Source organism: Mesobacillus campisalis, from assembly GCF_000986785.1.
Lineage (GTDB): Bacteria > Bacillota > Bacilli > Bacillales > Cytobacillaceae > Mesobacillus_B > Mesobacillus_B campisalis.
Window position 1 is genome coordinate 65,561 of record NZ_LAYY01000005.1, and the last position, 26,712, is coordinate 92,272.

Annotated in this window: 25 protein-coding genes and 3 riboswitches; of the genes, 21 read left to right on the top strand and 4 right to left on the bottom strand. The window is 46.5% G+C overall.

Annotated elements, in window-relative coordinates; all coding sequences use genetic code 11:
* Window positions 1-12: 12 nt before the first annotated feature.
* The 3 genes from WQ57_RS05855 (at window position 13) to WQ57_RS05865 (ending at window position 4,821) form a co-directional block, all read left to right on the top strand.
* Window positions 13-1,521 carry a permuted SH3 domain-containing protein gene (locus WQ57_RS05855; RefSeq protein ID WP_046522807.1) on the top strand — a complete coding sequence of 503 codons (1,509 nt, stop codon included), beginning with the start codon at window positions 13-15 and terminating at the stop codon, window positions 1,519-1,521.
* A 142-nt stretch (window positions 1,522-1,663) separates the two neighbouring features.
* Window positions 1,664-3,049, top strand: coding sequence for an L-cystine transporter (locus tag WQ57_RS05860; protein ID WP_046522808.1), 1,386 nt, complete (start codon window positions 1,664-1,666; stop codon window positions 3,047-3,049).
* Between the two features lie 238 nt (window positions 3,050-3,287).
* A riboswitch (cyclic di-AMP (ydaO/yuaA leader) is annotated at window positions 3,288-3,437 on the top strand.
* Window positions 3,438-3,558: 121 nt separating this feature from the next.
* Window positions 3,559-4,821 (top strand): cation:dicarboxylate symporter family transporter, encoded by a 1,263-nt coding sequence (locus tag WQ57_RS05865; protein ID WP_046522809.1) that lies wholly within the window; start codon window positions 3,559-3,561, stop codon window positions 4,819-4,821.
* Between the two features lie 125 nt (window positions 4,822-4,946).
* Here the strand turns inward: WQ57_RS05865 and WQ57_RS26525 are convergent, their stop codons facing one another.
* On the bottom strand, window positions 4,947-5,129 hold the full coding sequence (locus WQ57_RS26525; protein WP_156183059.1) for a hypothetical protein: 183 nt from the start codon (window positions 5,127-5,129) through the stop codon (window positions 4,947-4,949).
* 128 nt (window positions 5,130-5,257) lie between these two features.
* On the bottom strand, window positions 5,258-5,437 hold the full coding sequence (locus WQ57_RS05875; RefSeq protein WP_156183060.1) for a hypothetical protein: 180 nt from the start codon (window positions 5,435-5,437) through the stop codon (window positions 5,258-5,260).
* A gap of 168 nt (window positions 5,438-5,605) precedes the next feature.
* On the opposite strand from WQ57_RS05875, the gene WQ57_RS05880 reads away from it, so the two are divergent.
* The 6 genes from WQ57_RS05880 to WQ57_RS05905 all read left to right on the top strand — a co-directional run bounded on the left by WQ57_RS05880 (window position 5,606) and on the right by WQ57_RS05905 (window position 12,740).
* Window positions 5,606-7,213, top strand: a complete 1,608-nt coding sequence (locus tag WQ57_RS05880) for a sensor histidine kinase (RefSeq protein ID WP_046522812.1) — start codon at window positions 5,606-5,608, stop codon at window positions 7,211-7,213.
* Window positions 7,200-7,880 carry a response regulator gene (locus WQ57_RS05885; protein ID WP_277620273.1) on the top strand — a complete coding sequence of 227 codons (681 nt, stop codon included), beginning with the start codon at window positions 7,200-7,202 and terminating at the stop codon, window positions 7,878-7,880. Before WQ57_RS05880 ends, WQ57_RS05885 begins: the two co-directional genes overlap by 14 nt.
* A 466-nt stretch (window positions 7,881-8,346) precedes the next feature.
* On the top strand, window positions 8,347-9,324 hold the full coding sequence (locus WQ57_RS05890) for a tripartite tricarboxylate transporter substrate binding protein (protein ID WP_046522813.1): 978 nt from the start codon (window positions 8,347-8,349) through the stop codon (window positions 9,322-9,324).
* Between the two features lie 12 nt (window positions 9,325-9,336).
* The gene (locus WQ57_RS05895; RefSeq protein ID WP_046522814.1) at window positions 9,337-9,786 is read left to right on the top strand and encodes a tripartite tricarboxylate transporter TctB family protein; all 450 of its coding nucleotides are present in this window, start codon (window positions 9,337-9,339) and stop codon (window positions 9,784-9,786) included.
* Between the two features lie 19 nt (window positions 9,787-9,805).
* Complete coding sequence (locus tag WQ57_RS05900; protein ID WP_046522815.1) at window positions 9,806-11,311, top strand: tripartite tricarboxylate transporter permease; 1,506 nt, start codon at window positions 9,806-9,808, stop codon at window positions 11,309-11,311.
* A gap of 67 nt (window positions 11,312-11,378) precedes the next feature.
* On the top strand, window positions 11,379-12,740 hold the full coding sequence (locus WQ57_RS05905; protein WP_046522816.1) for an SLC13 family permease: 1,362 nt from the start codon (window positions 11,379-11,381) through the stop codon (window positions 12,738-12,740).
* 362 nt (window positions 12,741-13,102) lie between these two features.
* On the opposite strand, the gene tcuA is transcribed toward WQ57_RS05905, so the two are convergent.
* Window positions 13,103-14,596, bottom strand: coding sequence for an FAD-dependent tricarballylate dehydrogenase TcuA (tcuA, locus tag WQ57_RS05915; protein WP_046522818.1), 1,494 nt, complete (start codon window positions 14,594-14,596; stop codon window positions 13,103-13,105).
* Window positions 14,597-14,733: 137 nt separating this feature from the next.
* Here tcuA and WQ57_RS05920 point away from each other — a divergent pair, with 137 nt between their 5' ends.
* Window positions 14,734-15,606, top strand: coding sequence for a LysR family transcriptional regulator (locus WQ57_RS05920; RefSeq protein WP_046522819.1), 873 nt, complete (start codon window positions 14,734-14,736; stop codon window positions 15,604-15,606).
* Window positions 15,607-16,392: 786 nt separating this feature from the next.
* Here WQ57_RS05920 and WQ57_RS05925 read toward each other — a convergent pair.
* Window positions 16,393-17,493 carry a C40 family peptidase gene (locus WQ57_RS05925; RefSeq protein WP_046522820.1) on the bottom strand — a complete coding sequence of 367 codons (1,101 nt, stop codon included), beginning with the start codon at window positions 17,491-17,493 and terminating at the stop codon, window positions 16,393-16,395.
* A 193-nt stretch (window positions 17,494-17,686) separates the two neighbouring features.
* Here WQ57_RS05925 and WQ57_RS26530 point away from each other — a divergent pair, with 193 nt between their 5' ends.
* From WQ57_RS26530 to WQ57_RS05965, 11 genes are all read left to right on the top strand, one after another.
* Entirely contained in the window at window positions 17,687-17,842 is a 156-nt protein-coding gene (locus tag WQ57_RS26530; protein ID WP_156183061.1) for a YwzD family small protein, read from the top strand.
* 104 nt (window positions 17,843-17,946) lie between these two features.
* Window positions 17,947-18,030: riboswitch (cyclic di-GMP riboswitch) on the top strand.
* Window positions 18,031-18,052: 22 nt separating this feature from the next.
* Window positions 18,053-18,190: a hypothetical protein gene (locus WQ57_RS26535; protein WP_156183062.1), complete on the top strand. Its 138-nt coding sequence runs from the start codon at window positions 18,053-18,055 to the stop codon at window positions 18,188-18,190.
* 259 nt (window positions 18,191-18,449) lie between these two features.
* Window positions 18,450-18,534, top strand: a riboswitch (cyclic di-GMP riboswitch).
* Window positions 18,535-18,556: 22 nt separating this feature from the next.
* Window positions 18,557-18,694, top strand: a complete 138-nt coding sequence (locus WQ57_RS26540; protein ID WP_156183063.1) for a hypothetical protein — start codon at window positions 18,557-18,559, stop codon at window positions 18,692-18,694.
* Window positions 18,695-18,988: 294 nt separating this feature from the next.
* Window positions 18,989-19,738, top strand: a complete 750-nt coding sequence (locus WQ57_RS05930; RefSeq protein WP_046522821.1) for a YveK family protein — start codon at window positions 18,989-18,991, stop codon at window positions 19,736-19,738.
* Window positions 19,728-20,426 carry a CpsD/CapB family tyrosine-protein kinase gene (locus WQ57_RS05935; protein WP_046522822.1) on the top strand — a complete coding sequence of 233 codons (699 nt, stop codon included), beginning with the start codon at window positions 19,728-19,730 and terminating at the stop codon, window positions 20,424-20,426. Before WQ57_RS05930 ends, WQ57_RS05935 begins: the two co-directional genes overlap by 11 nt.
* A gap of 108 nt (window positions 20,427-20,534) precedes the next feature.
* Entirely contained in the window at window positions 20,535-21,299 is a 765-nt protein-coding gene (locus WQ57_RS05940; RefSeq protein ID WP_046522823.1) for a tyrosine-protein phosphatase, read from the top strand.
* 386 nt (window positions 21,300-21,685) lie between these two features.
* Window positions 21,686-23,503 carry a polysaccharide biosynthesis protein gene (locus tag WQ57_RS05945; RefSeq protein ID WP_046522824.1) on the top strand — a complete coding sequence of 606 codons (1,818 nt, stop codon included), beginning with the start codon at window positions 21,686-21,688 and terminating at the stop codon, window positions 23,501-23,503.
* A gap of 18 nt (window positions 23,504-23,521) precedes the next feature.
* The gene (gene galU / locus WQ57_RS05950; protein ID WP_046522825.1) at window positions 23,522-24,406 is read left to right on the top strand and encodes a UTP--glucose-1-phosphate uridylyltransferase GalU; all 885 of its coding nucleotides are present in this window, start codon (window positions 23,522-23,524) and stop codon (window positions 24,404-24,406) included.
* Between the two features lie 34 nt (window positions 24,407-24,440).
* Window positions 24,441-25,076, top strand: a complete 636-nt coding sequence (locus WQ57_RS05955) for a sugar transferase (RefSeq protein ID WP_046522826.1) — start codon at window positions 24,441-24,443, stop codon at window positions 25,074-25,076.
* A complete protein-coding gene (locus tag WQ57_RS05960; protein WP_046522827.1) occupies window positions 25,073-25,924 on the top strand; it encodes an NAD-dependent epimerase/dehydratase family protein in 852 nt (283 codons plus the stop codon). Before WQ57_RS05955 ends, WQ57_RS05960 begins: the two co-directional genes overlap by 4 nt.
* Window positions 25,924-26,709 carry a glycosyltransferase family 2 protein gene (locus WQ57_RS05965; RefSeq protein ID WP_046522828.1) on the top strand — a complete coding sequence of 262 codons (786 nt, stop codon included), beginning with the start codon at window positions 25,924-25,926 and terminating at the stop codon, window positions 26,707-26,709. The genes WQ57_RS05960 and WQ57_RS05965 overlap by 1 nt, the downstream gene beginning before the upstream one ends.
* The last annotated feature ends 3 nt before the right edge of the window (window positions 26,710-26,712 follow it).

Consider the following 26,712-nt stretch of genomic DNA (forward strand, 5'->3'; position numbering starts at 1 on the left):
AGGTGACACAGAATGAAACCCAAGAAAAAGACAGCCATCATCGCCGGATCGACCCTCCTGTTTCTTTCCGTCAATGTGTTTTTGACCCTGGATAAGGACAGTCCGGTCAACCGCACCTCGTTCATTACGAACTGGACACAGGCCGCAACCGAGAACCTGACGAAAACATTCGAAACCGAGGGCGTCGTCGTCCCGGCGGAAGAGCATCCGGTCTATTACAATCCCGAGCAGGGAGGGTTCAAAGGCTTTTTGGTGAAAAAAGGCGACGCGGTCACCGAAGGCACGCCGCTCTATGAATATACGTCCGAACGCATTGATGCAGACAGCGACAGGCTGCAGAGCGAAAAGCTGCAGCTTGACCGCGAACTGGCGCTGATTGACGAACAGATTCAGCAGCTGAAATACCTGAAGAGCGTTTCCGCGTCCGCCACGGGGAGTTCTGTCCCGGTGAGCGGCAGCACGACATCCGGCGCATCGGGCACCCTCGTTGAAGTGACGATTGAAAAGGAGATCTACGACAAAGAGCGCGAGCGCACGCAAGTCCTGCAGGAAATCGGCGAATACGAGGACCGCATTTCCACCCTGAACGAAACATCTCAGCTTGATGTTGGCAGTGCCGTGAGCGGCTTTGTCAAGGACATAGACTACAAGCTTGGCAACCCGGTGATGACGATCATCTCCGACACCCCGAAGGTGAAAGGCACCGTGACCGAGCACGACCTCACCCAGCTGCAATCGGGCATGCGCGCCTACATCACGTCCAATCTGCTAAAAGACAAGCTCGAAGGCACGCTGACCTCGGTTTCCTCCTATCCGGAGTCCGACCCTCATGTGAAAAAGGAAAGCGTGTTTCCGTTTGAAATCGAGATCAACCCGGACGCGCTGCTGATGGAGGACGACGGGGAAGTGATTGGGGAAGGCCAGACTGATGAAACCGGCACAGACGGTGAATCTTCCAGCGAAACCGATGACAACAGTTTCGAGACCGACCTCGAGACAACCGATGATGACCTCGAGACAACCGATGATGCTGAACTGGAGACAACCGATGACACAGACCTCGAGACAATAGAAGGAACCGACCTGGAAACGACCGAAGACACTGAAAATAATGGCGATACAAACACCGATTCAAACGATGCCAGCTACCAGTTGAACTCTGCCGATGCCCAGGTGGTCCTTGGCAGCCATGTCCAGGTGACCGTCGTCACGGACGAAGTGACAAACGCGGTCACGGCTTCGACGGAGGAACTTGCGGGAAGCCACGTGTATGTGATCACCCCGGGCGGGAAAATCGAGCGCCGCAGCATCACGAAGGGCCTTGAAGTGGGGAGCAGGGTGCATATCCAGGAGGGGCTGAACCCTGGCGAGCTTGTTGTCGCCAACCCGGACCAGGTTGCCCGGAACAAACATCGCTTTGTCACGCCGCTCAAAAGCAGGAATCTGAATCTTGCTGCTTTTAAAAGTGAAAAACCGGTCGATGTGCTGAAATTCATTGGTGTTGGTTTTTCAAAAAGATAAGACAAGCCGCCGTTCGTGCCGCGAACGGCGGCTTTTTTCTGGGAAAAAGAAAATCCGACTTGACAGATTGGTATTACCGGAGTAATCTTCTGTAAGTAATAAACTATACATTATAAGAAGAAACAACTAGGAGGGAACTCTTTTGGATACACTTTTAATCATCATCAATGTGGCTGTCCTGCTTGGACTTGCGGCTGTATTGTTCTTTATGCAAAAAAAGCATGTTTCCTTTTCGAAGCGGGTGTTCACGGCGCTTGGAATGGGGATTGTGCTTGGTTACCTGATTCATTTGCTGTACGGCATTGATTCTGAAATCACCACGACGACGATGGACTGGTACAGCATCTTCGGCACAGGCTATGTGCGCCTTCTGCAGATGGTCGTCATGCCGCTTGTGTTCATTTCAATCGTCGGCGCCTTCACGAAAATGAAGCTGACGAAAAACATTGGGAAAATCTCTTTCCTTGTGATCGGAATCCTGCTCGGAACCACGGCGATTTCAGCCGCGATTGGAATCGGGGCCACTGTCGGCTTCGGCCTTGACGGTGTCCAGCTGACAGAAGGGGAAGCAGAAGCAAGCCGCAACGTCGAGCTCGCCGACCGGGTCACCCAAGTCGAGGGCATGACAATTCCGCAGCAGCTTCTGCAGATGATTCCAAGCAACCCGTTCGCCGACCTTACTGGCGCGCGGCCGACCTCAACGATTGCGGTCGTCATCTTTGCCGCCTTCCTTGGCGTCGCCTATCTTGGGGTGAGACGCAAGCAGCCTGAGCAGGCAGAGACATTTGCGAAAATCATCGACTCCCTGTACGCGATCATCATGCGCATCGTCACGCTTGTGCTGCGCCTGACTCCATACGGAATTCTCGCGCTGATCGCCAAAGTGGCGGCAACGAGCAATTACGAGGCGATCGTCGCACTCGGCAAGTTTGTCATCGCATCCTATGTCGCCCTGATTTTGATGTTCATTGTTCATTTGGTGCTATTGGCCATGGCTGGGCTCAACCCGGTTCAATACGTGAAAAAAGGTTTCCCGGCCCTGCTGTTTGCGTTCACTTCACGCTCCAGCGCCGGCACACTGCCTTTGAATATTAAAGCACAGACAAAGGACCTTGGCGTTTCCGACGGAGTCGCCAACTTCGCGGGGCCATTCTCCCTGAGCATCGGCCAAAACGGCTGCGCCGGCATCTATCCGGCGATGCTCGCGGTGATGGTTGCGCCGACTGTCGGCATCGACCCGCTTAGCCCGTCGTTCATCCTGACGCTGATCGTGGTCGTCATGATCTCTTCCTTCGGTGTCGCAGGAGTCGGCGGCGGAGCGACCTTCGCTTCCCTGATCGTCCTTTCGGTCATGGATCTGCCGCTCGCCATCGTTGGACTCTTGATCTCCGTCGAGCCGCTCATCGACATGGGCCGCACCGCCCTGAACGTAAGCGGCGGCATGACCACCGGTGTCCTCACCAGCCGGATTAACGGAGACTTCGACAAGAACGTCTATGACGAGAAGGAAATTGCAGCCGAAGCTTAATCTGGTAAAAATAAAGGCTGTCCTGCAGTAATCCGCGGGGCATCCTTTTTTTACAATGGGGTTTCTTCGTTGGCAATGGATGAAAATCGCGAAATAAATCTTATTTCGGAAAATTAATTTCATACCAAACATGGCGGCCTGCCTGCCTGCTGTTAAAGGCACAAGAAAATGCTGGATGAAAGCTAGGGAATACTTACTATTTACAAGGTTATTTTTATAATAATATAATAAATAAGTCATTATGCACATGCTGAATCTTATTTTAAGAGCGGGGGACCCAATCTAGACGGCGGATTTCCGCTTGGGGTGAATCCATATAATGGAGGGGCTTGCTGTTTCCATCGTCCCAACCCGAAAGCTAACCTCGTAAGCATTTAAGGAAACATAAGAGAATATGAAAAGAATGAATTGACAATCACTGTATTGTCAATTTTCACTTTTGCTCTAAATCATCTCTCTTTTCCTTGCCTAAGTACACATATTTACTAAACAGAAAGGTAGGGTAATCTATGAAGAAATTCAAATTAAGTTTAGCCAATCAAATTTTTATTGGCCTTATTTTAGGGATTGTTGTGGGCGGTATTTTCTACGGAAACGAAACCGCTCAAAGTGTGTTGCAGCCGATGGGCGATCTGTTTATCCGGATGATTAAAATGATCGTTGTTCCAATTGTTCTCTCAACGATTATTGTCGCCATTGCCGGGGTAGGAGATATCAAATCCGTTGGGAAGCTCGGAAGTAAATCATTGACTTATTTTATTGGCATGACAATGGTTGCCATCATGGTCGGCCTCATATCGGCTAATATCTTCCAGCCTGGTGCTGGCCTGAACATGGACAGCCTGCAGCAGAGCGACATTTCAAGCTACGTGCAGACAAATGAAGAGCAAGAAGGCAAATCGATAGCCGATACGCTTTTGCATATTGTGCCTACAAACCCGATACAAGCAATGGTTGAAGGCGATATGCTCGCAATCATCTTCTTTGCTGTTGTCTTGGGTCTTGGTATTGCCGCAATCGGCGAGACGGGAAAACCAGCACTGAGATTTTTCGAAGGCATTGCCAAAGCGATGTTCTATGTGACAAACCTATTTATGAAATATGCACCGATTGGTGTATTTGCGTTAATTGGTGTGACGATTTCCAAGTATGGATTCGGCTCGCTGATTCCATTAGGCAAGCTGGCCCTAACGGTATACGGAACGATGATTTTCTTTGTGATTGTCGTATTGGGGCTGACGGCCAAACTTGTTGGATTTAATATCTTCCATCTATTGAAGATGATCAAAGAAGAGCTGCTTTTGGCCTTCTCGACAGCAAGTTCGGAAACCGTGCTTCCACGAATCATGGACAAGATGGAGAAAGCAGGCAGTCCGAAACACATTGCCTCTTTCGTCATCCCGACCGGCTACTCGTTTAACCTGGATGGGTCTGTGCTGTATCAGGCGATTGCTTCCTTGTTCATTGCCCAAATGTTTGGCATCGAGCTAAGCATCGGACAGCAGATTACGTTAATGCTGGTGTTAATGGTGACATCGAAAGGAATGGCGGGAGTGCCGGGTGTATCTTTCGTCGTGCTCCTCGCTACATTCAGCACGATTGGATTGCCTCCGGAAGGATTAGCTTTTATTGCCGGAATTGACCGCATTCTTGATATGGGACGCACAGCCGTGAACGTCGTAGGAAACTCCCTGGCCGCCATTGTTGTCGCCAAATGGGAAGGACAATTCAACCCTCCATTAAAAGAAAAACTGGAACAGCAAGCTTCATAATTTAATCGGGAAACACCAACAAATATGTGATCGGCATATTTGTTGGTGTTTTTTTTGATTTTAGGAGGTAGTGGCAGCGGGGTGATTGGGAATGGGATGGGCGTTGTCACAGGCCGGACACAGGTTTATGCAATCCCAGCAATAATTGATGCAATAACTGCGATAATTGGTTCAATCTGTGCCATAATTGATGCAATAACCACAAGAAATGATGCAATCCCCCAACCCGGGGCCTGGGGAAGTGCGCCCAACCACCAATTTTCCCCTCCACAAGCAAGTTCAAAAGCATAACGACCTATTTCTATCAAAACCATAGCACCGGAGTGAGCCAGTTTTGATAAAAATAGGTCATGAATCTCATAAAACGAGGTTCAGAGCTTCATAACGTTGCATCTGAAAATGCGTTGTTGCCCGTTGTCACTAGCCGGACACAGGTTTATGCAAACCTGCCAATAATTGATGCAATAACTGCGATAATTGATGCAATCCACATAATAATTGATGCAATAACCACAAGAAATGATGCAATCCCCCAATCCGGGGCCTGGGCAATCACGCAGAACCCCCAATTTCCCCCTTCACAAGCAAGTTCAAAAGCAAAATCACCTATTTCCACCAAACCACGCCACCGCAGCAAGCCTGTTTTAATAAAAATAAGTCACTAATCTTTCAAAACAAGGTTCCAAGCTTCACAGATTTAAATCACTCAACTAAATTTTGAATATTCCTATCAATAGATTAAAATAGAGAAAGACTTGTATATAAACAGCAATGGGGATTGTGTATGAAAAAGTTTGTAAGGGTTTCCTTGAAGGTGAAAATCCTGAGTTTGGTTATTTTGCTGATGGTGTTCGTTATCTTTACGCTGTCGTCCATCTTCATTTTCCTTAAGCTGACAGATGATATTGTGAAGGCGAAGGAGCTGACTTTGGCGTCGGCGAAGACGTATTCATACATGCCTGTCCTCCATGATTATTTTAAAAGCGGAGAGGCGGCTGAAATTAATATATTGGTCGAACAGGTTAAGTACCAGACCGATCCGCTGACCGTGTTTTTCCTGGACCGACAGAACAATGTTTTTGCTACCACAGATGAAGAGCGGCAGTTTAAGCGGCTGCATAGTCCCGATCATTATAAAGCGCTGATTTATGGAAGCAACTACGTTTTCCAGACAAGGGAGAGCGGGACGCAGGTTTTGAAAGCGGTTGTCCCGATTGTGGTAGATTATGGAGAGTATAACAAAGTAGAGGGCTCTGTCGTCGTTCTGTATGATATGAAGGCCATTTATCTGGCTATTTGGAAAGACATTGAAAAAGGGCTGTTGGCGTCTGCTCTCATTCTGCTGATTGGCATCTTTGGAAGCTATTTGCTGGCAAACAGCATCCGCAGGGACACTATGAATCTTGAACCCTATGAAATTGCAGCACTGTACCGGGAACGCAGCGCCATTCTCCAATCCGTGAGGGAAGGCATTCTGGCGGTGGATGAAAAAGGAACCATCACGATGATGAATTCATCGGCCCGGGAGCTTCTCGAAATCGAAAAGCCCACAAGAGGGCGTCCGTTATCGGATGTGATCGGGTGCAGTGAACTGTTGGGAGTCCTTGGGAACTTTGAAAAGCAATCCAACATTGAAATTCAGTATAAAGAAAAAATTATGATCATCAGCACCCAGCCAATCCAGGAAGGAAACAGGAGGATTGGAATGGTCGCCAGCTTCCGGGACCGGACGGAAATCAAGCAGATGATCGACGCGCTGTCCGAGGTTCGGCAGTATTCCGATGACCTCAGGGCCCAGGCTCACGAATTTAGCAATAAAATGTACGCCATCCTTGGGCTTCTGCAGTTGAACAAAAAGGAAGAAGCGATTGATTTTATCAAAAGCGAGACCCATATTCATACGATGGAAGAAGATGTGCTCTTTTCCAAAATTCAAGATGAGAAAGTCCAGGCCATCCTCCTGGGGAAAATCGCCCAGGCGTCGGAGAAGAAGATTGAGTTTGCGATCGATCCGGAAAGCTCGCTGGAGGAGCTTCCGGAAAGAATCAAGCTTTCCTCTTTGATCATCATTCTGGGAAACCTGCTCAACAATGCGTTCGAGGCTGTAAAGGGCCGGGAGGAAAGGGAGGTCTCTTTCTTCGTCACCGATATCGGCCATGATGTCATCTTTGAGGTGATGGATACAGGCAAGGGCATCAGTGAGGAAGCCGCCCCTCATATTTTTCAGAAGGGCTTTTCGTTAAAAGGGGAAAACAGGGGCTATGGCCTCGGAAATGTCCAGGACGAAGTGGAATCCATGGGCGGAAGCATTGAGTTTAAAAGCAAGGAAGGCAAGGGAACCATTTTTACCGTTTATTTGCCTAAGGAGGGGAATTCAAGTGGAAAACATTAAGGTCATCATCGCGGAGGACGATTTCCGGATTGCCCAAATACACGAGGAATATTTGCGCCAGGTGAAAGGAATGGAGCTTGTTGGAAAGGCGCTGAATGCCAGGGAAACATTGAACCTGCTCAGCGAATATCCTGCTGACTTGCTGCTGCTGGATGTGTATATGCCGGACCGGCTGGGCACGGACCTTTTAATGGAAATCCGCGAAAAGCATCGGGATATCGATATCATTTTAATCACAGCCGCAACAGATAAGGAACATCTGAACAAAGCCCTTAAATTCGGGGTGCAGCATTATTTGATCAAGCCTGTCACGATGGAAACGTTCGTAGAGACGATGGAAAAGTATAAACAAACCAAGAAGCTCCTGGACTCGCTGCCTGAAGTCAACCAGGAAGTGGTTAACCGCCTTTTTGGCGGCTATGAGGCAAAAGAGGACAAGCAGGATCTTCCTGCAGGAATCGATTACCTGACGCTGAAAAAAGTGAGCAAAATCCTGAAAGAGAATCCAGGCGGACTGCCGGCGGATAAGGTTGGCGAAAAGATGGGGGCTTCCAGGACGACGGCGAGAAGGTACCTTGAATATCTCGTCAGCACCAACCAGGCTTATGTCGAGCAGGAATATGGCGTCGTCGGCCGTCCGGAACGGAATTATCATATAAAAGAATAAGCGGGAAAGCAGGAAACTGTTTGTCCTTTTTTAAACGCTCTGTTATAGCTGAATGTTGATTTCACTCTAATTCAAATAATAAAGGGAGAAAGTCCGGTTAATTCGGGAAATATCCATATTTTCCTTAAAATAAGAGGAGTTTTTCCGGTTAAAGGGATCAGAATCATGAATTTTGCCCTCATTTGAGAAGATAAGGGAAATTTCTCCCCTTATTTCTGTTTCTTAAGGTGCCTCTGCGTACAATAACCGGAAATTCTCCCCTTAATAATCCTCATGCCTTTATGGGAATCAACAATGAATAATAACAGAGCCTTTTTAAAAAAACGAATGTGAACTCTGTAACAAATGAACACAATGAACAAAATAGACATTTAAATTCTTAAAACACTTATTTTTGAAAACGTTTACATAATCCATTTTCAAAATTACAATAAATTCAGAATTACACTATAAAGGGAGTGGAAACATGAAAAAACTTGGTCTCGCCTTATTATCTGCATTGCTGCTCTCCGCCTGTTCTTCAGCAAAGTCGGCAACCGATGCGGAATATCCGAAGAAAAATATCGAAATCGTTGCCCCTGCAGCCCCTGGCGGCGGATGGGATCTGACGGCCCGTTCTGTCCAGAGGATCCTGAAAGATACGAAACTAGTAGAAAACAATATTAATGTCATCAACAAACCTGGCGGAGGCGGAGAAGTGGGCTGGAACTACCTTTCTAAAAAGGACTCCCATAATCTATCGGTGAATTCAAGTTTGCTTTTAACCAATAACCTGCTCGGGCAAAGCAAGCTCACCCATAATGACTTCACGCCTTTGGCCACACTCGCAACAGAATGGCTGGCCATCGCAGTACCAGTTGATTCTCCATATCAAGACATCAATGCCCTGATGGATCAGATAAAAAAGGATCCAAAGTCCGTTAAAGTCGGTTTAGGGCCGGGATTAGGGAATAATGACCACTTATCATTTGTCCAGGCTGCCGGCCTCAAAGACATTAACGCAAGAGACTTGAATTTCCTCGTCTATGATGGCGGCGGCGGAGATGTGGTCACGGCTCTATTAGGAAAGCATGTGGATGCGATTACGACCTCCTTATCGGAAGTGAAGGATCAGCATCTGGCCGGAAAGCTGAAAATATTGGTGCTATCTGCGGACGAGAGACAGGAAGAGCTTGAAGAAGTGCCTACCTTACAGGAAGAAGGAATCGACATGGTGTTCCCGCACTGGAGAGGAATCATGGGGCCGCCGGATATGACAGAGGAAGAAGTCAAGTATTGGGATGAGAAGCTTGCAGCAATGGCTGAAACAGAAGAGTGGAAGGAATTGCTGGCCAATAATGACTGGGAAGACTTTTATCAAGATAGCAGCACAACGAAAGAATTCATGGCTGAACAAGAGAAATTGTATACAGAGCTGATTGACGACTCTGGACTTGTTAAATAAGGGGGGATTTGGATGAAAGCCGTTAAGCTCGGAATGCCGCTCTTTATGATTCTTATCTCACTCACCTTTTTGATCAGCTCCTTTTCCATTCCCAGGGCCACTCTGGGAAATGCCAACGGACCGCTTTATTTCCCGATTGGCCTGAGCATTTTCATGCTGGTACTCAGCGTCATCTACTTTTTAAAAGAATTAAAAACGCTGAATGAAGAGAACGAAAAAGTCAAAGCGCTTTTTGAGGGCCGGACATTGAAGCTAATTGGAGTCACCATCGCTCTTGGAGTGTTGTACGCCTTTATTTTCGAAACCCTGGGATTTTTCATCTCCACCATTATCTACCTGGGGGCCCTGTTGTTTTACGTGAATGGAGTGAAAAAATGGCTGGTCAACGTGATTGTGACCGTCGCGTTTTCCTTCATCACCTGGTACGGCTTTAGTCAATTATTAGGAGTGAGTTTACCTTAGGAAAGGAGCTGGCCAAAGAATGGAAGGATTCTTGCTAGGGCTTGATACAGTATTGGAGCCCATGAATATTTTTTGGATTATAATTGGCGGCTTTTTAGGAACGATTGTCGGCATGCTTCCCGGACTGGGACCGGCAACTGCGGTGGCCGTCCTGATTCCGGTGACATTCGGAATGGATCCGACAAGCGCCATCATCCTGATGGCGGCCATCTATTATGGCGCAATGTATGGCGGTTCAAGAAGTTCCATCCTCTTGAACACGCCTGGTGATGGCTCGGCGATTGCCGCGACGTTTGACGGGTACCCGATGGCCCAGAAAGGACAGGCCGGGCAGGCGATGGCCATCTCGGCCGTTGCCTCCTTCATCGGAGGCATCCTCGCCACGTTTGGATTTGTCTTTCTCGCGAAACCATTGGCGAACTTCGCCTTGCAATTTGGGCCGGCAGAGTATTTCCTGTTAATGCTGCTGACACTGTCAGCGATTGTCTCGCTGTCGATCGGCAAGATGGTAAAAGGGTTCATCGCCATGGCCCTTGGCCTGCTGATTGCCACCATCGGGATTGATCCCCAGACAGGGGTCCACCGCTTTACAATGGATATCCCGCATTTGACGGAAGGCATTGAGTTCCTCATTGTCATCATCGGTGTCTATGCGATCGGTGAAGTGTTTTATAACTACTTAAGTATTGATAAAAAGAAGAAAGAAATGGAGCGCATGGGAAAAATCTGGTTCACGAAAGACCAGTGGAAGCGGTCCAAGTGGCCGATTTTCCGCAGTGCTCCGATGGGTTTCCTTGTCGGTGTCCTGCCGGGCGCCGGCGGAACGATCGCTTCGATGATCAGTTATTCAACCGAAAAGCAGCTGTCTAAAAAGCCGGATGAATTCGGAAAAGGAGCCGTTGAGGGCTTGGCCGCTCCCGAATCTTCGAATAACGCGGCTTCGGTAGGTGCGATGATTCCGCTTTTGACAATGGGCATCCCGGGTTCAGGAACGACTGCTGTCATGCTGGGAGCCTTGATCATGCTTGGGGTAAGGCCTGGGCCGATGCTGTTTGAAAATGATCCGGGGATGGTATGGGCGTTCATCAACTCGATGTTCATCGGAAATGTCGCGCTTGTGATCATGAACATCCTGCTTGTCGGCATGCTGGTTAAAGTCCTGGATACACCGGCAAAGGTGCTGTACCCAATCATCATCATGCTGGCGTTTATCGGTACGTATACTCTAAGCTACAGCACAATGGACTTTTTCCTCCTCTTATTATTCGGCATCATCGGTCTGTTCATGAAGATGCTGGACTTCCCGATCGCGCCGCTTGTGCTGGCCATCATTGTCGGGGGAGACATGGAACAGAATTTCAGGATGGCGCTGACATCTTCAAACGGCAGCCTGGGCATCTTCTTCTCATCAGGCATATCCATTGCCCTGATTGTCATCACGGTGCTGTCGCTCTGTTATCCATTGCTCATCAAACTGTTGAAAAAGAAACAAAATGACAGCAATGACGATGCCATGTCCGCTTAGCTTTATGAAAGGTAGAGTCCACCAGCACCAATGGTGGACTTTCCTGTTTCAAGAAGGAGTACTTCTGATGAAAAAAAGAATTCTATTGGCGCTTGCGGGCCTGCTGTACCTGGGCTTTTTCCTGCTTCCTTTCCAGAGCGATATCAAAGTCCGGGCCCTTGCTGCCCTCGTCATCATTCAAATCTTATGGGTGGGGAATGTCTTCCCGCTCGCCTACAGCTCGCTTTTGGTGATGCTGCTGTTCTCATTCCACTTTTTATCGTATGAAGAAACGCTGTCCTATATGGGTTCTGACGTCGTCTGGCTGCTGTTCGCCATGTTTGTGATGTCACGGGCGTTCATCGACACAGGCCTGGCCGACCGGCTCTCGCTTTCCATCCTGAAAGGGTCCCGAGGCGCAAGCAAGGCGCTCATCTTCATTTCGTTCGTCCTGTCTTTTGTATTATCCATCCTGGTGCCTTCCAATGTCGGAAAGGCGGGCCTTCTCGCTTCCGTTCTCGATAGCCTGGTCAGGAGCCTGAAAGCCGTCAATTCTGTCAGCAATCTCGGAAAATCCCTCTTCATCGGCATTACCTATCTGATTCCGATTACCGGTGCGTTCATTGCAACGGGGGCGAGCTCCACGATTTATGCGTACAGCCTCTTTTCGGAAATCGGCCCAAGCATCCATTATTTAGAGTGGGTTCTCCTGTTTGGCGTGCCTATCCTCGTGTTCTCCGGCCTGCTTTGGCTGGTGTTCATCCTGATGTTCCCGCCTGAACAGATCAACAAGGAGCATCTTTTGCTGCTGATTGACGAGAAAATGGGTGAGCTGGGGAAGATGAGTCTGCGGGAAAAGAAGATGCTCGGAATCATGGGGGTGACCTTGATTCTCTGGGTGTTTCAAAATGTCCACGGCTACTCGATCCCGCTCATCGGCCTCTTGGGGGCCTGCCTGACCGTCTTCCCCGGAATCGGCGTCTGGAAATGGGAACAGGCGCGCAAGGCGGTCAACTGGGATATTGTCCTGTTCTTTGCCTCCACCCTGATGGTATCGGGGATGCTGCTCGGCACGGGAACGATTGACTGGCTGGCGGGTTATTTAAATAGCTTCCTCGCTGGACAATCTCCGCTGATGATCGTCCTCATCCTGATTGTCTTAACGGCCCTGATGAGAATCATGTTCGTCAATGTGCTCGGTTTCCTGGCGATTATGCTGCCGATCGCCATATCGCTGGGCGATACGCTGATTGGTGTGAGCGCCCTGACACTGGCGAAAGCCGTGTTTCTGGCCGGAATCCCCGGGTTCTTCTTTATCACCCAGTCACCAGTCCATATCACCTCCTACCCCTACGGGCATTTTACTGAAAAGGATTTGTTTCGGGCGGGGGTGGTTTCCGCGCTTCTTTGGATTGGTGTGATTTTGGGTTCGTTTTTGGTGTATTGGTAGGGGAGGGGTAAGGCCTCCAACCGCTTTTTTAAAAGATTAATGACCTATTTTCATTAAAACAAGCTTACTAGAGGTCTGTGTTTTAATGAAATAGGTCATTTTGCCTTTGATCTTGCTTGTGGAGGGGGAAATGGAGAGAGCTGCGCACTCATCCGCGCCTCGAGATTGACGGATTGCATCAATTATTGCCGGGATTGCATCAATTCTCGGGGTTATTGCATCGATTCTTGAGGTTATTGCATCAATTATTAGAGTTATTCGCCAAACCGATGTCCAAAGTGTGAACAACAGGCATCACCAGGACGTAAGGCAGCCAATAAAAAAGACCGCAGGCAATTCAAGATTGCCTGCAGTCTTAGATTCTATTTAACTACCGCACTAGCAGCCGCATACTTCGCCGCCTGCTCACCTGATACCTTCCCAAACACCGATCCGGACATCAAGCCAGAACCGCCTGGATAGTTTTTATAGAAGATGCCTCCGACCATTTCGCCGGCGGCAAACAGTCCCTGGATGGGCTCCTGGTTCTCACCAAGTACTTCTCCATTGGTGTTCACGTGAAGGCCGCCAAAGGCGAAGGTGATGCCGCATGTAACCGGGAACGCATAGAAAGGACCTTGTTCCACCCGCAGCGCCCAGTTCGTCTTCGCCGGAGAGATGCCCTTGGTGGACTTGCCGTCTTTTACCGACGGATTGTATTCACCGTCCTGGACACTATCATTGTATTCCGCGATCGTCTGCAAAAACTGCTCTTTGTTGACAGGAAGCTGCTCAACCAGCTGTTCAAGAGTGTCAGCTTCATAGACAGTAGCTTCCTCAAGATTGTATTCCTTGCGCAGCAGCGGCCGCACCTGGGAATCGAAAATCTGATAGGCAACATGTCCCGGCTGCTTTAGAATTTCGCGGCCATATTTGGCGTAGGTGTAGTTTCGGAAGTCCGCGCCTTCATCGACAAAGCGGTAGCCGTCCTTGTTCAGCATGATGCCTAGCGGGTAGGAATGCTTTTTGAAAATATCGCCCGGCTTGGTGAAATCGCCCACCTTCGGAACATTCGCATCGGTACCGATGGAATGGCAGCCGGCCCACTCGCCAAAGGTCTGGGCCCCAACTTCTGTCGCCATTTTCAGGCCGTCACCGGTATTGAACTCGGTGCCGCGTACAATCGCCGCTTCCCACTCGGATCCTAGATGTTTCGAACGCATCTCCTTGTTGGCCTCGAAGCTTCCGCAGGCAAGCAGGACACTTTTCGCCTCGATGGTGATTTCCTGGCCTTGTTTCTGAACGGCCACTCCCGTAATCCTGTTTTCATTGGTGACCAGTTTTGTAGCTTCCGCCTCATACCAGACGTCAATGCCAACTTCCTTGGCGCGCTGGAAGAGGGCCCGCATCAGGCCGATGCCTTTTTCCTTCGTTTTGACAGGAAGTCCGCCCCAGAAGTGGATTTTATCATCTTTCTTAAAAGACTGGTTGTCATAGTTCAGCTCGAATTCCACGCCTTGCTCCCGCATCCAGACGATGGTTTCATACGATTTGGAGACCAGCTGAGTGGCGAGCTCAGGCTGGCTTTGCACCTCGGTTACCCTCATCAGGTCATCATAATAATCGGAAGCACTGTATTCCGGCATCACGAGGGTGCTTGCTTCTTCATCCGACAGTTCCGGCATGATCTTCCTGATGGCATCCAGATCATTGTAGGCAGTGCGGATCGCTCCATCGGTAAAAAATGAATTGCCGCCGCGCTTGTGTTCAGGCCCTTTTTCCAGAACTAGTACACTCGCTCCGTTTTCCTTAGCCGAAATGGCGGCGCACAGCGCTGCGTTCCCGGCTCCTACGACTACCACATCATATTTAGACAAGTGAGTTCCTCCTCAAAATTATATATGTATTTTTACTATTTACATCTTTATTTTATTGGTAATATTGATATAAATAAAATATTGATATTTTATGATTTTCGATAAAATATTTTTATGACTAGGGGGGAGGGGCACTAATGGACGAGAAAGACTGGCGCATGCTCCAGGTCATCCATCAGGAACGGAATATCACCAAGGCAGCGGAACAGCTGTACATCTCACAGCCTTCGCTGACCTACAGGATCAAGCAGCTGGAGCGGGAATTCGGCGTCAAAATTCTGTCGCGCAAAAAGCGGGGGGTCGATTTCACAGCAGAAGGCGAGTACTTGGTAGCATATGCGGAGAACATGCTTCGGCAATTGAGGGAGACGAAAGACTATCTGAATAACCTTGACCATACCATTAAAGGAACCTTAAGGCTCGGGGTCTCGCAAACGTATGCTAGGTATGAACTTCCCCAGGTGCTGGCACAGTTTTTGGCACAGGATCCCGAAGTGGATCTTGATGTGAGAACAGGGTACAGCCTCGAAGTGCTGCAAATGATGCAGCAGGAAGAAGTCAGCATCGGCATTGTCCGCGACCCATATGACTGGAAGGGGCCCAAGGCGTTGATGGGGGACGAGGGGATCTATCTTGTTTCAAAAGATGAAATCGATATGGAGATGCTGCCTTACCTGCCAAGAATTGATTACCGGACGGACCTTTCCTTGAAAAACAGGATCGACAAGTGGTGGAAGGGAACCTTCGAGCTGCCCCCGAAAGTCGCGATGAGAGTCGACCTCATTGACACATGCCGGGAAATGGTGCACCAAGGATTGGGATACGCGATTTTGCCTGAAATCTGTTTAAAAGACAGCAGCGACCTGCATCGGTATGAACTTAAGATCGGCGATGAGAAACTGACACGCCAAACATGGCTGCTGTTTGATGAAAACTCCTCCGATCTTTCGGTGGTAGATGCTTTTATTGGGTTTATTCAGGGGCGTGGAAGAGGAGAAGCGCAATCATAATAGGCGCTGTGCACAGGGTGGACACAGGTTTATGCAATCCTGCCAATAATTGATGCAATAACTTCAATAATTGATGCAATCCATTCAATAATTGAAGCAATTCCCAAGATGATTGATGCAATCCCCCAACCCGGGGCCGGGGGAAGTGCGCAGAACCCCCGATTTCCCCCTCCACAGGTAAGTTCAAACCCAAAATGACCTATTTCCACCAAACCCACGGCTACAAAGCGAGCCCGGTTTGATAGGAATAGGTCATTAATCTGTTAAAACAAGGTTTAAAGCTTCATATGGGTGCATCAGACAATACGATGTGACCCAATGTCACAGGCCGGACACAGGTTTATGCAATCCCTGCAATAATCGATGCAATAACTTCAATAATTAATGCAATCCACTCAATAATTGATGCAATAACCACAACCAATGATGCAATCCTTCAATCCGGGGCCGGGGGAAGTGCGCAGAATCCCCCATTTCTCGCTGCACAAGCAAGTTCTAAACCAAAAATGACCTATTTCCATCAACCCCACGGCCCGCAGTGAGCCTGGTTTAATAGAAATAGGTCATTTATCTTTTAAAATAAGATTAGAAGCTTCTAAAAGTCCGTACACCAGCCAATGGATGCCCGACGCTACTAAAAAGCAAATAGATTTGTGTCGCAAAAAATGACAAAAAACTTACATACCCACAGAAAACAAAGAATGTTGTCGAAAGAGTTTAATAGGGAAGCAAGGAAGGGTATGCAAAGCAAAAAGACACCTTGCAAGCAAGGTGCCTCATCAGAAACTAGTAAAGTCTCTTATAGCTGTCAAAATGCTTTTTGTAATACGTATCGTTCACACTGGTAATCCGCACGCCGCTGTTGTCGGCGTGGATGAATTGGTTGTTGCCGATGTAGATGCCCATATGCGAGATGCCTTTTTTATAGGTGCCTTCAAAGAAGACGAGGTCGCCTGGCTGCGGCTTGTCCACGTAGTAGGACCGGTTGAAGTAGCCTTCAGCCGATGTACGCGGCAGGTTCTTGCCTGCTTTCTGGAACACGTAATAAATGTAACCGCTGCAATCGAATCCTGATGGCGTAGATCCGCCCCAAACATACTTGGTGCCGATATGCGATTTTGCTTCGGCGATTAGCTTGCTTACCTGGCTGGAACCTGTGCTGGCTTGGACCACTGTGGATGTTTGGCCTGCCGTTTTTGCAGGAGTGGACGAGACAACAGGCGTTTGTCCAGAAACCTTTAGGGTTTTGCCGGCATAAATTATATGAGAGTTCAAATTGTTCAAAGACATCAGCTCGGCCAGACTCATCTTATGCTGCAGGGCGATCTTGCTTAATGTATCGCCTGGCTTGATGGTGTACACGGAAGACTGGGCAGGTGCAGCAGCAGGCTGTGACGGTGCTGGCGGCGCTGCAACGGGCTGTACCGGCTGGGAAGGAACCTGCTCCTGGCTTGGCTTGGAAACCGCAAAAACCTGTCCAGGGAAAATCAAATCAGAGTTCAGATTATTCCAGGCCTTCAAGTTGGCCAGGGATATACTATGTTTTGCGGCAATCCCACTCAAGGTGTCGCCGCTGACCACTCTATATGTAGTAGCCTTTGGTGCACTTTGGGCAGTTGCTGAAGTAGTGGCCTTTGTGCTTGCAATTGACGCTGCGCTTGCAGTGGAGGCCGGCTGGCTCGCTACCTTCAGCTTTTGATTCACAAAAATCAGGTCGGAGCTTAACCCGTTCCATTTTTTCAAGTCTGCTACTTTCGTATTATGCTTGATGGCGATGTGGGAGAGGGTATCTCCTTTTTTTACGGTGTATGTATCAGCGAAAACATTCGTGGCAAATGTGGACGACAGGACCGCAGCCGTGGCTAGGGCGGTGACTTTTTTCTTCATTTTTTGATCATTCACTCCTCTGGCGACATTTAAAGTATCTACATTTTACCATATGAGGATATACGTGGGGGCTAAATTCCGTCAATTTCTATTAAATTAACAAAAAATTTTCAGAGAATTAACTGGAAAACTATTTACATTTACTTAGCCAGCGACTAGAATGATGTCATAAAATAGGGGAGGATTAGGAGAATTGGAGAAAAAGAAAAACGAGGTCAACTTCTCTCAAGAGCAGTTCTTCGATCTTATGAAGCGATTTTATGAAAAAGGAATCAAGGAAGAAGAAATCACCGTCAAGAAATGGCTGGACGAGTTCAAGCTTGGCATTCAGAATGCCACGGGGAAATAAACAGGGGCGCCAGGGATCACATCATGATTCCTGGCGCTTTTTTTTAAAATTAAACGTTTTCTGCTATCTGCCGATAATAAACATGGGGCATTCCCTTAGATGGGAATATGCAATGGCAAAATCACTGAAAAGTGGTGACGCAAAGCTATAGGGGCCTCCGTGAACCACAAGGCCAGCCAGCTGCCATCAAATAGCAAAGGAGAATGTTTGATGTCAAAAAGTTATTTCCTCACCCCGGAGGAGCGGTTTGTAAAAAAGAAAAGGGCCAAAGCCTTGCTTTATGTCTCTTTCTTTTTGGTGACCATCTTCCTTAGTGCGATCATGACGGTTGCAGCCAATTCATTGTAAAAGAAGCGGTGCCTGAAACATAAAGGCATCGCTTCTTTCTTTAAAAAAGCACCATAGTGCCAAAACAGTTAAAATTTTAAAAAACATATATCGTGACCAAAGTACGGGAAGTCTTATTACCCTATTTTCAACCTGTTAAACTGGTCAATGAGGATTATTTAGCGGGGACATAATAGCACTAAACAGCAAAATACCTACTTTTTTACCAAGGCAAAAGACGGTGTCGCAAATCGTCGAATTCCATTATTATGAATTTGTTACAAATTAAAGGCAAAGCCATTGAAAAATGGCAACGCAAAGCTACAGGGGCCTCCGTGAACCCACAAGGCCAGCCAGCTGCCATCAAATAACGGAGGAGAATGTTTGATGCCAAGAAGTTACTTCCTAACCCCCGAGGAACGATTTGCAAAGAAGAGACGGGCCAAAGCCCTGCTTTATACTTCTTTCTTTTTACTGACCATCTTCCTTAGTGCGGTCATGACCATCGCAGCCAACCAATTGTAAAAATAGCGATTCCGTTCAGACGGAATCGCTTTTCTTCTGTCCAGATCCCCTTTTTATTCCGCAATAAAGTACTCCGCCAGACCATTTGGCCTTTAAAAGAGGGCCCTGTTCACTAGTTAAAATGTAAATACTTCCAATTTTAAAATCCCCCTCCAAAAATACCAATACTAGGGTTACAATGTAGGCATTAGGAAATATTACGTATTTATTAAAATTATGACAATATACGGTAAAATTTACAAGGAACTATGTTATAATACCCAGAGATTTGTATAAAAATAGGCGGAGGCTAGTATGGAAGAAACAATCAGTTTAAAAGAATTGCTTCAGACCCTTAAAAAGCGGATGGCCCTGATTTTGGCAATTACGTTAACGGCAGTCATTGTCTCAGGAGTGGTCAGCTTTTTCTTTTTGACGCCGATTTACCAGGCGTCGACACAAATTCTTGTGAACCAGAAGAACGACGAACAAGCGATGTATAATTCGAGTCAAGTGCAGACCAATTTGCAGCTGATCAACACGTATAGCGAAATCATCAAAAGCAACAGGATCCTTGATATTGTTGCGGACGAATTGAACCTTGGACTAACGACAGAGGAACTCAAAGGCCAGATTACTGTCAGCAATCAAAATGAATCACAAGTTATCAATATTTCCGTTCTGGACGAAAATCCCGACACAGCGGCGGACATTGCTAATACAGTCGCTAATGTATTCGCAAAGGAAGTCGTTCATATCATGAATGTCGATAACGTCTCCATTCTTGCAGAAGCAGCGGTAACAAATGGACAGGCGCCAGTCAAACCGCAGCCAGTCCTGAATATTGCGATTGCCCTTGTCGTGGGCTTGATGGCCGGCGTCGGCCTTGCCTTCCTGCTTGAATATCTTGATAACACGGTAAAGGATGAGCAGGATGTGGAACGTCAGCTCGAACTGCCAATCCTTGGCGTGATCTCGGTCATTGATGACAAGGCAATGGAAGAAATCAAGCATGGGCGTTCCGCGAGAAAAACGAAAGCGAGAGGTGAGACAGTTGGCTCTTAGGAAAAAACAGAAACCTTCAATAGAACGGCGCAAACTGGTCACTTCCTTTGACCCGAAGTCACCCGTTTCCGAGCAATACCGGACCATCCGGACGAATATTGAATTCTCGGCAGTGGACGAGGAAATTAAAACAATCATGGTCACGTCTGCCGGGCCAGGAGAAGGAAAGTCGACCACATCGGCCAATCTTGCTGTCGTGTTCGCGCAGCAGGAAAAGCGGGTGCTGCTTGTGGATGCCGATCTTCGGAAACCGACCACCCATTACACCTTCAACCAGACGAACACATTTGGATTGACGACCGTCCTGGCTGGCCAGATGGCATTAAAGGACGCGGTCAACACGACCAATGTCGATAATCTCGAAGTCCTGACGAGCGGGCCGATTGCTCCCAACCCGGCTGAGCTGATGGGATCGAAAAGCATGGAACGCTTCCTGAATGAAGCAAAAGAATCCTACGATGTCGTGATATTTGATACACCGCCGATCCTTGCGGTAACAGACGCCCAGGTGCTCGCCAATAAATGCGACGGCACGGTATTGGTGCTTTACAGCGGGCGGACAGAGATGGAGGAAGCCTCCAGGGCGAAGGAATTATTGCAGTCTGCCAAAGGAAAGCTGCTTGGCGCAGTCCTTAACCATAAAAAGCTAGAGAACTCCGATTATTATTACTACTATGGTAAAAAGTAGGTCTTTCGACTCAATTCGACAAAATACACCCTTTGACCTATTCGTGGGCCAATGGTAGCATTATATAAGTACTAATTTCCGACAACTTTGTGAAAAGGTGGAAGAGCGATGATTGATATACATTGTCATATACTCCCAGGAATCGACGATGGTGCGCAAACCATCGAAGACAGCCTGGAAATGGCGAGACGGGCCGTCCAGGAAGGAATCACAGCAATCATCGCCACGCCGCATCACAATAAGGCTGGCTATGTAAACCCGAAAGAAGAGATTGTGAGGAAATGCAAAGAGCTGAATGACATCTTGCAATCTGAGAATCTCCCATTGGAGATCCTTCCGGGGCAAGAGCCAGCCATCGGCGGAGAATTAATTGAAGATTTCGAAAACAAACGGTTGCAAACATTAAATGGGACGCAATACCTGTTCGTTGAGATGCCTTCAAGCCAGGTGCCGCGCTATACCGAAAGGCTGCTGTTCGACTTGCAGCTGAAAGGCATTGTTCCCATCATCGTTCATCCCGAACGGAACCGGGAGCTCCTGGAAAATCCCGAGCTGCTGTACCAGCTGGTGAAAAAAGGCGCACTCACGCAGCTGACAGCAGGAAGCCTGACAGGCCGCTTCGGCAAGAAGATCCGAACCTTTTCATTCGATATCTTGAACTCAAACCTTGTGCACCTGATTGCGTCGGATGCTCATAATATCACAACCCGTGCCTTTCATCTGCAAGCAGCCTATGAGGAAATCAAGAAGACCTACGGAACGGACATGCAGTATCTGTTCATGGAAAATGCCGAACTACTGGTGGAAGGACAAAACATCTATAAAGAAATGCCACAACGTGTAAAGAAGAAAAAGTTTCTGGGAATCTTTTAAACCAACATGAGAATGACACACACCAAACTTTGAGACCACATTAAAGGAATTTTCCACAAAACTTTAAACCGTTAAACCAAGCTGGGAATCACCAGCTTCAGGACAAAGGTCCTGACCGGCGATGTCTCCTATCCGTTATAAAAGGGGGTACTCGATCATGCTGTGGGATGCAGGAAATGCAGGCCTTAGACGCGCTTTGTCGTCGATAGCATGGTGTGAGGGCGGGTTAGATGCCCACTTTTAATTATATTAAAAACAAAAAATATCTAATGAAAGCGCACGACAAACAGGTGTGGGTTTTCATTAGATATTTTCTTTATAGGTTTGTTTACTAGGTTAACAAAGTAATTGTTTGTATTTGTACATAACCAAAAGGAGGAAAAGAATTGAGTTACCGTAATCGCGTTGCTTTTTTGGCTGGACTGGATTCGATCATTGTGTTTTCTGCCATTTACCTTAGTTATATACCCCTTCATCCGTCGATCGAAACCTTCAGCTATGAAAATATTTTGTTGAGCGCGCTTGTGTTGTTTGGCCTCCATCATGTATTTGCTTCCATTAACATGCTGTACAACAAGGCCTGGGAATATGCTAGTGTCGGGGAAATTATCTCGATTGTTAAGGCGGTAACCTGCTCGATTGCAGGTACAGCTATTTTTCAGCTGGCAATGGACTTTGAACTCTACGGTCGTGCCTTATTCACCACTTGGACACTGCTTGTCATCTCGATTGGCGGCACCCGGTTTGCCTGGCGGATGTATCGTGACCATGTCCTAAAAAAAGGTCAGGATATGGAACAGTTATTAATTGTCGGTGCCGGACAGGGTGGAACACTCGTCGCCCGCCAGTTGCTTAACAATCCTGAGCTTGGGCTAAAGCCGGTGGCCTTCATTGATGACGACTTCCGGAAATTCAAGCTGCAAATCCTCGGCATTCCGGTTGTCGGAACGTCCAAAGGCATTGTGGATGCAGTGGAAAAGTTCAAAATCGATAAAATCGTCATTGCCATTCCTTCACTAAGCCGGAAAGAAATCAACCGCATTTTCGATGAATGCTCAAAATCGAACGCGAAAACGCAAATCATGCCAAAAATCGAAGACGTCATGCTCGGGAAAGTATCGGTCAGTTCGTTCCGGGATGTACAGGTGGAAGACTTGCTGGGGAGGGAACCGGTCAAGCTTGATATTGAAGGCATCTCCGAATATGTAACGGCGAAAACGGTACTCGTTACAGGTGCCGGCGGCTCAATCGGCTCGGAAATCTGCCGGCAGATCTGCAAGTTCACGCCCGCTAAAATTGTCCTCGTAGGACATGGAGAAAACAGCATTTATTTAATTGATATGGAATTGCGGAATATATACGGCAAAAGCATTGAAATTGTCCCGGTCATCGGCGATGTCCAGGACCGCGAGAGGATATTTGAAGTGATGCAGGAACATCAGCCGGATGTGGTCTATCATGCAGCTGCTCATAAGCATGTGCCGCTGATGGAATACAACCCACGGGAAGCTGTGAAGAACAATGTATTCGGCACGAAGAACGTGGCCGAAGCAGCTGCTTCCTTTGGCGTGAAAAATTTCGTGCTCGTCTCAACCGATAAAGCGGTCAATCCTACTAATGTTATGGGCTCCACGAAGCGGATTGCGGAAATGATCATCCAGCAGCTGGCCCAGACCAGCACCACCAAGTTTGTGGCGGTGCGATTCGGTAATGTGCTTGGCAGCCGCGGCAGCGTGATTCCGCTGTTTAAAAAGCAAATCCAGGAAGGCGGCCCGGTTACGGTCACGCATCCGGACATGACCCGCTACTTTATGACAATACCGGAGGCCTCACGATTGGTAATCCAGGCAGGCTCATTGGCCCGCGGCGGCGAAATCTTCGTCCTCGATATGGGCGAGCCTGTCAAGATCGTCGACCTTGCCAAAAATCTGATCAAACTATCCGGCTATACTATAGAAGAAATCGGCATCAAATTCGCCGGCTTGCGGCCGGGTGAAAAGATGTTTGAAGAACTGCTGAATGAAAAAGAGATACATCCCGAACCAATTTTCCCGAAAATCTTTATTGGAAAAGCGGTGCTGGATCAGGAGGAAGAGATACAGTATCTGCTTGATCATTTCGAACAGTTCTCACCAGATGGGCTGAAAGAATATGTCATCAATGTCGCAAACCGAAGGGAAAACAAGCTCCTTTCATTGGCATAACCAAGGAGGAAGCAAGAAGTGAAAAAAGTACGCAAAGCCATCATTCCCGCAGCCGGCCTCGGAACAAGATTTTTGCCGGCCACAAAAGCAATGCCAAAAGAAATGCTGCCAATCGTTGATAAACCAACGATCCAGTACATCGTCGAAGAAGCTATGGCATCCGGAATCGAAGACATTATCATCGTCACAGGCAAAGGGAAACGCTCGATTGAAGACCACTTCGACTTCGCACAAGAGCTGGAACAAAACCTGGAGTCAAAAGGCAAGTACGATCTTCTCGATAAAGTCCGCTATTCTACAAATCTTGCCGACATTCATTATATTCGGCAAAAAGAGCCAAAAGGTTTAGGGCATGCCGTTTGGTGTGCGCGGAATTTCATTGGTGATGAGCCATTTGCCGTTCTTCTTGGCGATGATATCGTGCAGAGTGAAATCCCATGCCTCCGCCAGTTGATGGATGTTCATGAAGAAACCCATTCTTCAGTGATTGGAGTCCAGACCGTTCCTGACAACGAAACACATCGTTATGGAATTGTCGAACCTTCCATTCAAAATGGCCGGAGATATCAGGTGGTAAACTTTATAGAGAAGCCTGCACTAGGAACGGCACCTTCCAATCTGGCCATTATGGGCAGGTACGTTTTGACCCCTGAAATTTTTATGTTTCTGGAACAGCAGGAAACTGGTGCTGGTGGAGAAATTCAGTTGACTGATGCGATTCAAAAGCTCAACCAGATTCAGCGAGTATTTGCTTATGATTTTGAAGGCAAGCGGTATGATGTTGGGGAGAAGGTTGGGTTTGTGAAGACAACGATTGAGTTTGCCTTACAAGAACCAACATTAAAGGATGACATTCTAGCTTTCATGGAAGAAATACTAAAAGATCAGAAACTCAAAATCTAGATTTTGAGTTTTAACTTTGGGGGTGGAATTCAAAATGATTTATCAAAAATATATAAAAAGATTGTTAGGTTTTCTTCTAGCTACAATTGGGATGATTTTGTTATCACCTGTATTTCTAGTATTAATCCTTTGCATCAAGCTTGATTCGCCAGGACCGATATTATTTAAGCAGCGCCGTATAGGCAAAGATAAGTCAGAGTTCTATATATTGAAATTCAGAACGATGAAAATCGATACACCAAAAGATACTCCAACCCATTTATTAGAGAATCCAGAAAGCTATATTACTAGAGTTGGAAAGTTTATGCGAAAGACAAGCTTAGATGAGTTACCACAAATTATAAATATCCTTAAGGGTGAAATGAGTATAATCGGGCCAAGGCCTGCTTTATGGAATCAGTATGACTTGATTGCCGAAAGGGACAAATATGGTGCTAACAATGTTTATCCGGGGCTCACGGGTTGGGCACAAGTTAACGGAAGAGATGAACTTCCTATTGAAGTTAAAGCAAAACTGGATGGGGATTATGTTAGGAAGATAAGTTTTTGGGTGGATTTTAAGTGTTTCTTCCTAACTCTTATAAGTGTTGTAAAGAGTGATGGGGTCGTTGAGGGTGGTACAGGGGCAAAGAGGGAATTAGCCAGTACTAAGGAGATCAATTCTAAATGAAAAAAATATTAATAACTGGAAAAAGTGGATATATCGGTCTGAGTTTAGATAAGTGGCTTAAAAATTACCCTAATAAATACTCAATAGATTTTATTAGCGTCAGAGATGATGAGTGGGAAAAAGTGACCTTCTCCAACTATGACGTTGTTTTTCATGCAGCCGGTATTGCACATATTAAAGAAACAGAGAAAAACGCCGATTTATATTACCTGGTAAATCGTGATTTGAGTTATCAATTGGCTCAAAAAGCAAAAGCAGAAGGAGTTTCCCAGTTTATTTTTCTAAGTTCAATGAGTGTATATGGAGTTGAAAAGGGTGTAATTGACAAAAGTACTCCACTAGAACCTAAAAGTCACTATGGTAAATCAAAACTGCAGGCTGAAAAATTGATTACCTCTATAGAGGATAAAGAATTTAAGGTTGCTATATTACGGCCGCCAATGATCTATGGTAAAGGGTGTAAAGGTAACTACCCAAGATTAGTAAATTTAGCCTTAAGATTGCCTTTTTTTCCAAAGATTAATAATAAACGAAGTATGATTTTTATAGATAATTTATGTGAGTTTATTAGACTCCTTATAACTGATTGTAGTCGAGGACTATATTTACCACAGAATGGGGACTATGTTTGTACTTCAGAAATGGTTAGGTTGATTACAGAAGTTAATGGTAAAGAGATAAAGATGACTGAATTATTTAATCCCATAGTGAGACATTTAAATGTTAAGACGATTAACAAGGTATTTGGGGACTTAGCATATGAAAAAACACTGTCTCACTATAATGGTAATTACAATTTATATGATTTTAAATCATCAATACTTCTTACCGAAAGGGGAGAGAAATAATGGAGTATAATTTGGAGAACCAACCATTAGTCAGTATTATCATGCCTGCATTTAATTGTGAAAACTATATCGGGGAATCTATAAATTCAGTTATTGGTCAGACATACCAAAACTGGGAACTAATTGTAATAGATGATGACTCTAGGGATAACACGGTAAATGTTTTGGAGAGTATTTCTTCTGAAGATAATAGAATAAGATTCTATAAAAACGTTCAAAATCTGGGAGTATCAGAAACTAGGAATCGAGCAATTTCAATTGCTGAAGGTCAATGGATTGCCTTTCTAGATAGCGATGATATTTGGGAAAATAATAAGTTAGAAATACAGATGGACTATGTTCGTAAGTTAAATGCAGAGTTTGTATTTACGGGATCTCGTTTTATAAATGAAGAGGGAAAATATTTCAAAGGAATATTTGAAGTACCAGATGTTGTTTCTTACGAAAGGTTAAGAAAACATAATGTAATATCTTGTTCTTCGGTTCTTCTAAAGAAGGATTTCTTTAAGGAGATTAAGATGGAAAATGATAGCATGCACGAAGATTATGCAGTATGGTTACGCGTTCTTAGAACAGGGGTCCTTGCCTATGGTGTTAATGAACCACTCTTGATTTATAGAATATCACGTAATTCTAAATCCGGTAACAAAATAAAAACTATACAAATGACTTATAAAGTATTCCGTTATATAGGTGTTAACCCATTAGGGTCAATTTATTTTATGGTAAACCATTTAATAGGATCTATAAAAAAGTATAAGAAAATCAATTTAAAAAACCTATAAGTT

Bases quoted from the DNA above. Each gene is read 5' to 3' on its own strand.
- WQ57_RS05900 (WP_046522815.1), top strand. From the start codon at position 9,806: ATGGAAGGATTCTTGCTAGGGCTTGATACAGTATTGGAGCCCATGAAT.
- WQ57_RS26540 (WP_156183063.1), top strand. From the start codon at position 18,557: ATGCCAAGAAGTTACTTCCTAACCCCCGAGGAACGATTTGCAAAGAAG.
- WQ57_RS05930 (WP_046522821.1), top strand. From the start codon at position 18,989: ATGGAAGAAACAATCAGTTTAAAAGAATTGCTTCAGACCCTTAAAAAG.
- WQ57_RS05965 (WP_046522828.1), top strand. From the start codon at position 25,924: ATGGAGTATAATTTGGAGAACCAACCATTAGTCAGTATTATCATGCCT.
- WQ57_RS05880 (WP_046522812.1), top strand. From the start codon at position 5,606: ATGAAAAAGTTTGTAAGGGTTTCCTTGAAGGTGAAAATCCTGAGTTTG.
- WQ57_RS05920 (WP_046522819.1), top strand. From the start codon at position 14,734: ATGGACGAGAAAGACTGGCGCATGCTCCAGGTCATCCATCAGGAACGG.
- WQ57_RS05960 (WP_046522827.1), top strand. From the start codon at position 25,073: ATGAAAAAAATATTAATAACTGGAAAAAGTGGATATATCGGTCTGAGT.
- WQ57_RS05955 (WP_046522826.1), top strand. From the start codon at position 24,441: ATGATTTATCAAAAATATATAAAAAGATTGTTAGGTTTTCTTCTAGCT.
- WQ57_RS05890 (WP_046522813.1), top strand. From the start codon at position 8,347: ATGAAAAAACTTGGTCTCGCCTTATTATCTGCATTGCTGCTCTCCGCC.
- WQ57_RS05855 (WP_046522807.1), top strand. From the start codon at position 13: ATGAAACCCAAGAAAAAGACAGCCATCATCGCCGGATCGACCCTCCTG.
- WQ57_RS05925 (WP_046522820.1), bottom strand. From the start codon at position 17,493: ATGAAGAAAAAAGTCACCGCCCTAGCCACGGCTGCGGTCCTGTCGTCC.
- WQ57_RS05895 (WP_046522814.1), top strand. From the start codon at position 9,337: ATGAAAGCCGTTAAGCTCGGAATGCCGCTCTTTATGATTCTTATCTCA.
- WQ57_RS05940 (WP_046522823.1), top strand. From the start codon at position 20,535: ATGATTGATATACATTGTCATATACTCCCAGGAATCGACGATGGTGCG.
- WQ57_RS05905 (WP_046522816.1), top strand. From the start codon at position 11,379: ATGAAAAAAAGAATTCTATTGGCGCTTGCGGGCCTGCTGTACCTGGGC.
- WQ57_RS05865 (WP_046522809.1), top strand. From the start codon at position 3,559: ATGAAGAAATTCAAATTAAGTTTAGCCAATCAAATTTTTATTGGCCTT.
- WQ57_RS26535 (WP_156183062.1), top strand. From the start codon at position 18,053: ATGTCAAAAAGTTATTTCCTCACCCCGGAGGAGCGGTTTGTAAAAAAG.